Origin of the sequence: Aeromonas sp. QDB31 (assembly GCF_027707605.1) — a bacterium.
Classification (GTDB): domain Bacteria; phylum Pseudomonadota; class Gammaproteobacteria; order Enterobacterales; family Aeromonadaceae; genus Aeromonas; species Aeromonas media.
Genome location: NZ_JAPCIX010000003.1, coordinates 27674 through 38643 on the forward strand (window position 1 = coordinate 27674; position 10970 = coordinate 38643).

General features: G+C 59.3%; 9 protein-coding genes. 3 read left to right on the forward strand and 6 right to left on the reverse strand.

The window, feature by feature from the left end; translation table 11 throughout:
• Positions 1-28: 28 nt before the first annotated feature.
• From PG898_RS03830 to PG898_RS03845, 4 genes are all read right to left on the reverse strand, one after another.
• A complete protein-coding gene (locus PG898_RS03830; RefSeq protein WP_253264850.1) occupies positions 29-478 on the reverse strand; it encodes a flagellar protein FlaG in 450 nt (149 codons plus the stop codon).
• A gap of 36 nt (positions 479-514) precedes the next feature.
• Complete coding sequence (locus PG898_RS03835; protein WP_111912391.1) at positions 515-1426, reverse strand: flagellin N-terminal helical domain-containing protein; 912 nt, start codon at positions 1424-1426, stop codon at positions 515-517.
• Positions 1427-2038: 612 nt separating this feature from the next.
• Positions 2039-2938, reverse strand: coding sequence for a flagellin N-terminal helical domain-containing protein (locus tag PG898_RS03840; RefSeq protein ID WP_111912389.1), 900 nt, complete (start codon positions 2936-2938; stop codon positions 2039-2041).
• A gap of 598 nt (positions 2939-3536) precedes the next feature.
• Complete coding sequence (locus PG898_RS03845) at positions 3537-4451, reverse strand: flagellin N-terminal helical domain-containing protein (protein ID WP_111912387.1); 915 nt, start codon at positions 4449-4451, stop codon at positions 3537-3539.
• Between the two features lie 388 nt (positions 4452-4839).
• Between PG898_RS03845 and PG898_RS03850 the strand changes: the two genes are divergently transcribed.
• Positions 4840-5472 (forward strand): trimeric intracellular cation channel family protein, encoded by a 633-nt coding sequence (locus PG898_RS03850; RefSeq protein WP_025326511.1) that lies wholly within the window; start codon positions 4840-4842, stop codon positions 5470-5472.
• A 101-nt stretch (positions 5473-5573) separates the two neighbouring features.
• On the forward strand, positions 5574-5966 hold the full coding sequence (locus tag PG898_RS03855) for a hypothetical protein (RefSeq protein ID WP_005326432.1): 393 nt from the start codon (positions 5574-5576) through the stop codon (positions 5964-5966).
• A gap of 74 nt (positions 5967-6040) precedes the next feature.
• Here the strand turns inward: PG898_RS03855 and thiI are convergent, their stop codons facing one another.
• Positions 6041-7489, reverse strand: a complete 1449-nt coding sequence (gene thiI / locus PG898_RS03860) for a tRNA uracil 4-sulfurtransferase ThiI (protein ID WP_171269070.1) — start codon at positions 7487-7489, stop codon at positions 6041-6043.
• 175 nt (positions 7490-7664) lie between these two features.
• Here thiI and PG898_RS03865 point away from each other — a divergent pair, with 175 nt between their 5' ends.
• Positions 7665-8624 carry a hypothetical protein gene (locus tag PG898_RS03865; RefSeq protein WP_171269085.1) on the forward strand — a complete coding sequence of 320 codons (960 nt, stop codon included), beginning with the start codon at positions 7665-7667 and terminating at the stop codon, positions 8622-8624.
• 65 nt (positions 8625-8689) lie between these two features.
• Here PG898_RS03865 and pbpC read toward each other — a convergent pair whose 3' ends face one another.
• Positions 8690-10936: a penicillin-binding protein 1C gene (gene pbpC, locus PG898_RS03870; protein ID WP_253264914.1), complete on the reverse strand. Its 2247-nt coding sequence runs from the start codon at positions 10934-10936 to the stop codon at positions 8690-8692.
• Positions 10937-10970 lie beyond the last annotated feature (34 nt).

Sequence of the window (10970 nt, forward strand, 5' to 3'; positions counted from 1 at the left end):
TCCTCCTGTCTATCGACTTAAAATTGGGTCACACCTGACCATCGAACAGCAGTCCGGAGAGACCGGAGCCATTGCCATTCGCCTGATCCATGGATTGCAACCTTTTGCTTATCAAGAGCATTTCCTCGCTCGGGATCTGACGGATAACCTGCTTGGTCTCCGCATCTATCACCTTGATCACCGGCTGGTCAAATTCGGGGACCAGACTGAAATTGATGGTCCACCCCTTCAACTTGCTCAAATTGTCCAATCTTTCTTGCAATTCTTGGGCCTGTTTTTCCATATAGGCCTTGTCCATACGCGGCTCTGACACCTTGGCCTGTGCCTGTGGTGTCTTGGCTGTCGGCTCGACACTTGTCTGTTCGGCCAGTTCCTCTCCGCTGGATGTGGGTGGAGAAACAGCCATGGCGGCCTGGGGGCCGCCATGTTGAGTCAGCGTCGAAGTAACAGAAGGCATGGCTATCGATTCATTGGCCATCTGCTGCTCCTTATGTCAATTGACTGTTGAACCGACTTAACCCAGCAGCGACAGAGCCGACTGCGGACGCTGGTTGGCCTGGGCCAGGATGCTGGACGCGGCCTGCTGCAGAATGTTCTGCTTGGTCATGTTGGCGGTTTCGGTCGCAAAGTCCGCATCACGGATACGGGAGCGCGCGGCGCTGACGTTCTCGGAGATATTGGCCTGGTTGCGAATGGTCGAATCCAGACGGTTTTGCACCGCACCCAGTTCGGCACGCTTGCTATCAACCACACCCAACATGGCATCTGCTGCAGCTAACACCTGTTGAGCTTTACTTTGAGTACTAATACTGATCCCACCAGCACTGCCACTACCGAAAATATTTGTTATAGCAACAGTTGTCACAGCACTGGCTGCATTCAAAACGCTAATCGTAGTTCCCGCTGCCGCTGCAATACCAGAGATACTGAAACCGGCAGACTGATTCAAACTGAAACCGATAGTCTGGTTGGCGTCAGCCCCCACTTGGAAAGAACCGGTGTAAGTACCGTCTAAAAGCTTGGTACCAGCGAAGGTGGTATCGGTAGAGATACGGTTGATTTCAGACCCAAGCTGATCCACTTCCTTCTGCAGGGCTTCGCGATCCTTGTCTGAGTTGGAACCGTTCGCAGATTGCTGGGCCAGGGTACGCATGCGCTGCAGCATGCCGGTCACTTCGTCCATGGCCCCTTCTGCGGTCTGCGCCAGGGAGATGCCGTCGTTGGCGTTGCGGTTGCCCTGATCCAGGCCGTTGACCTGAGAGGTCAGACGGTTGGAGATCTGCAGACCGGCCGCATCGTCCTTGGCGCTGTTGATGCGCAGGCCGGAGGCCAGACGAGTGTAAGAGGTATCCAACGACTTGCTGGTGTTCATCAAGTTACGCTGGGCGTTCAATGATGAAGTGTTGGTATTGATAAACATGGCCATAAAAGATTTCTCCTGATGAACAAGAAACTGCGGGCTCTGTTTGCATCTATGCAGCCAGGGTCCCACCGTTCAGACGGACAGATTGAACGGTCTGTACCATCTGGCGGGTCCCCTGTTTGAACGGACATAGGACCCGCAGTTGCGCAAATGCTGGATTTCCGAACACCCCACAATTTGCTTCATCCTTTGTAGCGGCAGTCCCATCAGAAGCTTTAGGAGATTTATTGCCGCTCTCATCAACAAAGAGGCAAATGCCTTCCGCCCATAAGCTGATGGCTGTTAATCAGGCTGCTGGCCGATCCCGTCCAGAGCAAACGGCGCCTCTGCATATTGATCTCCGCCCATAGACACCAACTGGCATGATTTATGCTTGGAACTTTTCGTCGCCACTTTTCTGGCGCCAATAAAAAGGCCGACAATTGTCGGCCATTGAAGCGTTTATGCTCAGGAGAACAGCCTCGAGAGTGGCAGAGTGAACGACTGCTCGCACTCGAGGAGATACACCAACAAGATAATCTCTCTTTCGATAGGACAAGGCGTAAATCCGAACACCCCGTTGTTCCATCTTTCTTACCAGGGCGGCCTGAACAACCGCCCTGTTCTTTTTGCTGATTAGCCCAGCAGTGACAGGGCAGACTGCGGACGCTGGTTGGCCTGGGCCAAAATACTCGATGCTGCCTGTTGCAGGATGTTCTGTTTGGTCATGTTGGCAGTCTCGGTCGCGAAGTCCGCATCGCGGATACGGGAACGGGCAGCACTCACGTTTTCCGAGATATTTGCCTGGTTGCGGATGGTGGAATCAAGGCGGTTCTGCACCGCCCCCAATTCGGCACGCTTACCATCCACGATACCTAACATTGAATCTGCCGCGGCTAGTACAGCCTGAGCAGCTGAAGCTGAGCTGATGTCAATACTAGAACCTGCAGCAAAAATACTATCGACTGTTGTTGTGACAGAACCAGCAGGCCCTATTGTGATTGTTGCGGTAACCGCCGCGGAGATCCCCGAAATACTAAAACCACCAGCCTGGCTCAAACTGAAACCTATGACTTGGTTAGCATCCGCTCCGACTTGGAAGCTGCCGCTGTAGTTGCCATCCAGCAGCTTGGTGCCAGCGAAGGTGGTGTCCTTGGAGATGCGGTTGATCTCTGCGCCCAACTGATCCACTTCTTTCTGCAAAGCTTGACGATCTTTGGCAGAGTTTGAACCGTTTGCAGATTGCTGCGCCAGAGTGCGCATGCGCTGCAGCATACCTGTTACTTCGTCCATGGCCCCTTCGGCTGTCTGTGCCAAGGAGATGCCATCGTTGGCGTTGCGGTTGCCCTGATCCAGACCGTTGATCTGGGAGGTCAGACGGTTGGAGATCTGCAGACCCGCCGCATCGTCCTTGGCGCTGTTGATGCGCAGGCCGGAAGCCAGACGGGTGTAAGAGGTATCCAACGACTTGGTGGTGTTCATCAAGTTACGCTGGGCGTTCAATGATGAAGTGTTGGTATTGATAAACATGGCCATAAAAAATTTCTCCTGATGAACAAGAAACTGCGGGCCCTGCCGGTGCCAATACACGGTCAGGATCCCACCGTTCAGATGGACAGATTGAACGGTTCTGTCTCACCTGGCGGGCCCTCTGTTTGAACGGACATCGGACCCGCAGTTGCGCAAATGTTGGATTTCCGAACACCCCTCGATTTGCTTCACCTTCTGTAACGGCCATCTCGCCAGAAGCTTTAAGCAATTTATGCACGACCCTAATGCTGTCCGAGTTTGGATATCACAAGAACGGATCGGGAAGCCCGGCCATGTCGCCATGAGGCTCGGCATCAGTCCACGGAAGATATTAACTGGCACGGTTTGTGCTTTAGTTTTGGTGTCGCCATTTTTTCGGCGCCCATAAAAAAGGCCGACAATGTCGGCCAAAGAAGAGCTTACGCTCAGGAGAACAACCTCGATGATGACAGAGTGAACGATCTGCGCAACACTCGAGGGGTATACCAATAAGAGAACTTCTCTTTCGATAGAACAAGGCGTAAATCCGAACACCCCATTGTTCCATCTTGTTTACCAGGGCGGCCTGAACAACCGCCCTTTTCTTTTTCTCACTCTGAGCGTATTAGCCTTGCAGCAGGGAGAGCGCTGATTGTGGGCGCTGGTTGGCCTGGGCCAGAATGCTGGAGGCGGCCTGCTGCAGGATGTTCTGCTTGGTCATGTTGGCGGTTTCGGTGGCGAAGTCCGCATCACGGATACGGGAGCGCGCAGCAGAGACGTTTTCCGAGATATTGGACTGGTTGCGGATGGTGGAATCCAGTCGGTTCTGTACTGCCCCCAGCTCTGCACGCTTGCTATCTACCACACTCAACATGGCATCTGCTGCTGCTAAGACCTGTTGAGCCTTACTTTGAGTGCTAATGCTGATCCCACCAGCGCTGCCACTACCGAAAATATTTGTTAAAGCAACTGTTGTCACAGCGCTAGCTGCATTTAAGACACTAATCGTAGTTCCCGCTGCTGCCGCAATCCCGGAGATGCTGAAACCATCTGCCTGACTCAAGCTGAAGCTGATGGTCTGGTTGGCATCAGCCCCCACCTGGAAGGTACCGCCAAAAGAGCCATCCAGCAGCTTGGTGCCTGCGAAGGTAGTGGCGGTGGAGATACGATTGATCTCGGCACCCAGCTGATCCACCTCTTTTTGCAGGGCATCGCGATCCTTGTCTGAGTTGGAGCCGTTGGCCGACTGCTGGGCCAGGGTACGCATCCGCTGCAACATGCCGGTCACTTCGTCCATGGCGCCTTCTGCGGTCTGCGCCAAGGAGATACCGTCGTTGGCGTTGCGGTTACCTTGATCCAGACCGTTGACCTGGGAGGTCAGACGATTGGAAATCTGCAGACCCGCCGCATCGTCCTTGGCGCTGTTGATGCGCAGGCCGGAGGCCAGACGAGTGTAGGAGGTATCCAGAGATTTGGTGCTGTTCATCATGTTACGCTGAGCGTTGAGCGATGAAACGTTGGTATTGATATACAGACTCATAATTTTTCTCCTAAGCTATTAAATTTTATCTTTAATTCACTCAGGCTTTATTTTGTTTTGTGCCTGATATGTTTAGTTAACGGCGCTGTTTGGTAAGACTTTAATTTCTTTTTTCTGCCTTCTTGGCAGTAATCGCCGCCTAACCTATATATCGGCCTCTATTTCCCAGCCTTGAGAAAAAAATCAGAATTTTTGCCACTGCATCCCAACCAACCCGCAGATTGGTGGCCAGATCCCGCAACCGCTGGGTCTGTGCTGCTAGTCACCCGCCCTCTTCAGTCCCCAGAAACCGGCTCTGGCTCCCACTTTTGCATGCCGGCATTGCTCACGCACGCCCCTTGCCCCTAAAATCGCCGCCCCATCATTTATTGGACGTGAGTTGTTCTCCATGCAGACACTGGTTGAGCAGATTGTTTACATCAGCGACATGTTTGGTACTGCGGTATTCGCGTTTTCGGGGGTATTGGTGGCAGGGCGCCTCAGAATGGACGGCTTCGGCGTCATGGTGCTGGCGGCGGTGACCGCCATCGGCGGTGGCACCATCCGTGACATGATCCTGGGCGCCACCCCGGTATTCTGGGTACGCGACCCCCTCTACATCTGGGTCGTCATCGCCACGGCGCTCATCGGCATGTGGATGGTCAAGTTGCCCCGCCGCATGCCCTGGTATGTGCTGCCGGTGGCCGATGCCTTCGGGCTGGCGCTCTTCACCGTGATTGGCGCCCAGAAGGCACTCAACTTCGGCACCTCTGGGCTGATTGCAGTGCTCATGGGCACCATGACGGGGGTCGCGGGCGGCATGATCCGGGACGTGCTGGCCCGGGAAGTGCCCATGGTGCTGCAAAAGGAGATCTATGCCACCGCCTGCATCCTGGGGGGCATCCTCTATACCCTGGCGCTGGAGGTCAACATGGACAGGGTCACCGCCATGCTCATCTGCATGACGGCCGTTTTTGGCCTGCGGGTTGCCGCCATCTACTGGCACCTCTCCCTGCCGACCTTCTCGTTGCAGCGCAACTGAAGCGAGTCTGAGTGGGCGAGATCCCACCCTTGCAGGGGCAAGATTGAACCAAGCCCGCTTTTCTGTTGTCATAGAGTGGTCGTTTCAAGCCGGATTACCTCATGCAAAAACTTGGGCTCATTACCACGCTGATTCTGATGATGGTGGCAGCGGCTCATGCGGGGGCACAGGCCCTGTTCGGGCGCCTGGCATCCACCCCGGTGCAGCAGTTCAACCAGCAGATCCGTCAGGCGAGCAGCAGTCAGCAGGGTTGGGTCAACGACTATCGCGAAGTGGCTCGCCGCTTCGTGGGTCATGAAGACGTGCCCACCCGCATCCATGCCCAGCAGCTGGACAACGATCTGGTGCTCTCGGTGGCCCTCGATGGCCAGAAGAGCGACATGCTCTACATCCTGACCCTGTTTCGCAGCAACAACCTGTGGCAGATGCGTCAGGCCGAGATGGGCTGGCGCTGCCAGGGTCAGGAGACCTTTACCCCCGTCCCCTGCCCCTGATCATCACCGAAGATGTGAAATAAAAAAATCCGGCACCTTGGCCGGATTTTTTTATGGGCGCATGCACACAGCTATCAGGGGCGGTACACCTTGACGTTGTCAAAGCCCTGCTCCTTCAGATAGAGCGCCTGCAGCTTGCTCATCACGCCACGATCGCAATAGAGCAGGTAGGTCTGCTCCTTGGGCAGATCGCCAAAGGCGGTCGCCAGCTTGAAGAAGGGGATGTGCAGGACGTCGCGCCCTTCCACCACCAGCGGCTTCTCGTCGCGCTCATCACTGGAGCGGATGTCCAGGATGACTTCGTTGGCGGCCAGCACCTGGGTGGTCTCCACCTCCTGCACCTGGGCGGCTGTCTCTTCGCCGATGCGACGAATGTCGAGGTAGCGGGCTTCGCTCACCACCTTGTCCAGGATGGCGAAGTCGAAGTTGGCCTCTTCCGCCTCGATGCGGGAGAGCTCGGCCTTTACGGTCGGCTTCTTGGAGATGACGCCGCAATACTCCGGCATGGTCTCGGCGAACTCCAGGGTGCCGATGCGGCGGGCTTCGCTGATGATGTCTGGCTTGTCCCAGGTGATGAGGGGACGCAGGATCACCTTGTCGGTCACCCGATCGATGACGTTCAGGTTGGTCAGGGTCTGGCTGGAGACCTGGCCCACGCACTCGCCGGTCACCAGGGCCGGGATCTGGAAGGTTTCCGCTACCTGGCCGGCGGCACGCATCATCATCCGCTTGAGCACCACCCCCATCTGGCCGTTGTCGATCTTCTCTAGGATCTCGGCCACCACAGGCTCAAAGTCGATGGCGGTGAAACGCACCTTGTGGGAGGCACCGAACTTGTTCCACAGGTAATAGGCGACCTGCTTGACCCCGATCTCGTGGGCGGCGCCCCCCAGATTGAAGAAGCAGTAGTGCACGCGGCAGCCGCGCTTGATGAACTGGTAGGAGGCCACACCGGAGTCGAAGCCGCCGGAGAGCAGGCTCAGCACGTCCTCCTGGGTCGCCATGGGGAAGCCACCCATGCCGTGGTGGACGGCACTGATGATGTAGAGCTCGTCGTTTTCCACTTCCAGGTTGACCTGGATATCCGGCTTCTTCAGGCGCACACCGGCGGTTTCACAGTGCTGGTTGAGGCCACCGCCCACATAGCGCTCCAGCTCCAGGGAGCTGAAGTCGTGCTTGCCGACGCGACGGGCGCGCACGCAGAAGGTCTTGCCTTTCAGGCGATCGCCCCAGACGGCGCGGGTCTGCTCGAAGATGTCGTGCAGATCGGTAAAGTTGCTCAGTTTCACTTCGAGGAAATACTGGATGCCCGGAATACAGGCCAGGGTCTCGAGATACTGGGCATGGAACTGATCGTTGCGGGAGCTCACTACCAGCTTGTCCCAGTCCATCCGCACGCGGGCGTCTTCGTCAAAGCGGCGCAACACGTTACGGATGTTGCCCTGCAGCATCTTGGTGAAACGCTGACGCACTGACTTGCTCTTGATGGTGATTTCGGGGAACAGCTTGATAATGAACTTCATGGTGTTGACTCGGGTGGCCTTGATTTAAGGGCGCGAATTATATCAGAAGTTTGGCGCCAGCGCCTACTGGCCAGGTGACGGCAGATTTTCCCACACAATATTTGCCGCAAGACGGCAATCTTGCGTATATTCCCGAGCCTGCGCCTTGGCCACCGGCTTGAACACTGACGATCCGATGAAGACCTATATCTACTACCCCGGCATGGAAGTACGGGATGAACTCTGGCTCAAGTTTGCTCTTGTCTATCTGGAGCGGCTCGCCTTCGTCTTCACCGTCAGCGAGAAGAGCGGCCTCACCGCCCTGCTCGATACCCTGCGCCAGCAGAGCGATCTGCTGGCCGAGCGGCCAGCACCGGCCTTCTTTGCCGGCATCACCCCCCAAATCGAAAATCAGATTACCGGCCTTATCGCCCCCGACTTCGTCCGCCACAAGGTGTTTGGCAACAAGGAGCTAATCGCACGCTGGCGTTCGATCACCAACCACAACTGCTTCTGCCCCGCCCAGCCGGGTCTGGAGCGGCTGCACGGTTTTTGCCTGAGCCACGGCTTTGCAACCCAGGACGAGGGGGGGATCAGAATGGCGCGGCGCTTTGCCAACCTGCTCTCCATGCGCCTCGCCCGTGAGTGGGCGCTCGCCAATGAGGGGGCCCTCATTACGGATCACGACTATCTGGACAGGCTGCTTCACCTGCTGGAATCCCGCTACCACAACCGGGGCGGCCAGGATTGCTTCCACCTCGAGATCCCGCTGCAAGTGCCCACTCACCTCGCCGAGATCTCCTTCGATGAGCTGATTGCCCTGCGAGGACGCAGCGGTTTTCGCCAGCAGCTGGCGGCCTTCCACCAGGCTCTGGATGCCCTGCTCGCCATGCTGGGCAGCGGCTACGCCGACCCTGCCGTACTGGCCCGCTTCGAGCAGGCGCAGCAGGGGCTCAACCAGCTGCTGGGCCCGGAGACCCGCAGCCTGCCACTCACCACCCTTGTCAGTAGCTCATTGCCCGCCATGGCGATGATCCACAGGCTCAAGGAGAGTCATCCCGACAGCCACCTTGTCTTCCATCCCATCAAGAAGAGCCACTTTCACCAGCGCAAGAGTCAGCACTTCTTCACCCGGCTGGGTCAGGTCAAACCCTGATCCAGCACAGGGGCTGCCGTCAAGATATTGTCGCCCCGAACGGGTGCTCCCCTGACCCGCCTCTCTCAGGAGGGGTTCTCCAGCCGAAACTCGATGCGATCGCTGTTGCCCGCCTCGTCCACCACCACCAGCTGGTAGCGCCCCGCCTTGCTCAGCACCTGATCCCCGTCCCAGCGCAGCCGCTGGCCGTTGAGAAACCAGTGCGGCTTGCCCACGCCCCCCAACACCCTGGGTTGCAGGCGGTAGCGCTGACTGCGGATGAGGTTGCCCTCCCCCAGGGCCAGGATGCGAATGGGCGCTTGCAAGTCGGCGCTTCGCCCCTCCCCCGCACAGTGGCTGGCGAGCAGTGCCTGACGGCGTTCGCCGGGCCCCCGCCAAGGCTCCAGGGAGAGCGGCCAGAGCGCCCGAAGGACGGACTGGGCCGCATCCGGGCAGCGCGCCAGGGTCGGCTTGCCCTCAGAGGTCAATGCCACTTGCCGCAGGGGTGAGGGCCAGTCCATGGGATCAGGCAGGGTCGGCGGATCCCGCTCATCCAGCAGCCAGGCACTCTGGCGCTGCAGACAAGTCTGCGGCAGGGTCGCGCTTGCCTTGCGCCCCAGCGGCCAGCAGATCTCGGCCTCGCTCACCGTGTTGGGTTGCGCCGGCAAGGGGCTGTTGTCCGAGAGCCGGGAGTAGACCGAGAGCAGCAGCGGCACAGCCGCGCTCTGGCCATAAAAGCCCGGCAAGGGGGTACCGTCGGGGCGTCCCAGCCAGACGCCTATGGTCCAGCGGCCGGAGACCCCCATGGCCCAGCTGTCCCGATAGCCGTAGCTGGTGCCCGTCTTCCAGGCGAGCCGGTTGACCCGGCCGGTCGCCTCACTGGCGAAGGGCTGATCCGCCCGCCCCTGGGCACTCAATATCTGCCAGATGATCCAGGCGGCCCCCGGGCTCAGCAAGGGGCGGGGCACCGCCTGCTGCCCCGCCAGCCAGACCGGCATCGCCACCTGTCCCTGCCGGGTGAGGGAGCTGTAGAGCGCCACCAGCTGCTCCAGCCGAATGCCTGCCGCCCCCAGCGCAATGGCCGGGTTGGGCTTGTCCGAGAGCGCCAGCCGCACCCCGGCGTTGTCGAGGCGGCTGACCAGCTTGTCGGCCCCGAGCGCCTCCAGCACCTGCACCGCCGGCACGTTGAGGGATTGCTGCAGCGCCTGGGTGAGGGTCACAGGCCCCTGAAAGGCGCCGGTAAAATTGGCGGGTCTATAGTCCGAGCCCAGCCTCGGGGCATCGGAGAGCAGGGAGGCCGAGTGCACCAGCCCCTCGTCCAGGGCCAGGCCATAAATGAAAGGCTTGAGGGTGGAGCCGGGGGAGCGGATCGCCTGCACCATGTCGAGGTAGCCGTGGCGGCGCAGATTGCCATACTCGGCGCTGCCCACATAGGCGCGCACCGCCATGGTGCTGTTGTCCACCAGGAGCAAGGCGGCTGAGGTCTGCTCGGGGAAGCGGCGGATATAGCTTGCCACCCGCGCCTCCAGCCAGCGCTGCAGATCCCCGTCTATGGTGGTGTGCACCAGGGCACCCGCCTGATGGTCGGCGGCGAGGCGGGCAAAGAGCGGCGCCTCCATCGGCGTGAAGTGACCGCGGGCCAGCACAGGCTCGATACGCCCCTCCTGCCACACCACCTCGGGCCAGACTCCCTGCGCCACCAGCCGCTGCATCACCTTGTCGCGGGCGGCGCGGGCTCGCTCGGGATGCCTGTCCGGCCGGTAACGGCTGGGGGCCTGGGGCAGCACTGCCAGCAGCGCCGCCTCGGCGTGGGTCAGCTTGGCCGCGCTCTTGCCCAGATAGGCGAAACTCGCCGCCTGCACCCCCTCCAGATTGCCGCCAAAGGGGGCTCGGTTGAGGTAGACGGTGAGCAGGGTGCGCTTGTCGTAATGCCACTCCAGTTGCAGCGCCCGCGCCATCTGGCGCAGCTTGCCGAGCACGCTCCTGTGGTAGGGTTCGATGAGGCGCGCCACCTGCATGGTGAGGGTCGAACCCCCCGAGACGGCGCGCCCGTAACGCAGCCACTGCCAGACCCCGCGCACCATGGCCACAGGGTTGACCCCGGGATGGCGCCAGAAATGGCGATCCTCGTAGCCCAGCAACGCTTCTATATAGCGGGGGGATACCTGCTCCAGGGCCACGGGGTAGCGCCACACGCCGCTGGTGTCGGCAAAGGCGCGCAGCGGCCTCCCCTTGATGTCGAGCACTACCCGCGCGTAGGCGGGATCAAGCGGCGGCGGCGGGAAAATGCGATCCAGCGCCAGCAGCAACAGGATAAGGGCGATTGCCCCCATCCCCGAGCAGCGCAGCCAGGGTGGCAAACGGCCA

What these genes read in the sequence shown, in the direction of transcription:
- PG898_RS03830 (WP_253264850.1), bottom strand. Translation starts at nt 478, where the DNA reads ATGGCCAATGAATCGATAGCCATGCCTTCTGTTACTTCGACGCTGACT.
- PG898_RS03845 (WP_111912387.1), bottom strand. Translation starts at nt 4,451, where the DNA reads ATGAGTCTGTATATCAATACCAACGTTTCATCGCTCAACGCTCAGCGT.
- PG898_RS03850 (WP_025326511.1), top strand. Translation starts at nt 4,840, where the DNA reads ATGCAGACACTGGTTGAGCAGATTGTTTACATCAGCGACATGTTTGGT.
- thiI (WP_171269070.1), bottom strand. Translation starts at nt 7,489, where the DNA reads ATGAAGTTCATTATCAAGCTGTTCCCCGAAATCACCATCAAGAGCAAG.
- pbpC (WP_253264914.1), bottom strand. Translation starts at nt 10,936, where the DNA reads ATGGGGGCAATCGCCCTTATCCTGTTGCTGCTGGCGCTGGATCGCATT.
- PG898_RS03855 (WP_005326432.1), top strand. Translation starts at nt 5,574, where the DNA reads ATGCAAAAACTTGGGCTCATTACCACGCTGATTCTGATGATGGTGGCA.
- PG898_RS03835 (WP_111912391.1), bottom strand. Translation starts at nt 1,426, where the DNA reads ATGGCCATGTTTATCAATACCAACACTTCATCATTGAACGCCCAGCGT.
- PG898_RS03840 (WP_111912389.1), bottom strand. Translation starts at nt 2,938, where the DNA reads ATGGCCATGTTTATCAATACCAACACTTCATCATTGAACGCCCAGCGT.
- PG898_RS03865 (WP_171269085.1), top strand. Translation starts at nt 7,665, where the DNA reads ATGAAGACCTATATCTACTACCCCGGCATGGAAGTACGGGATGAACTC.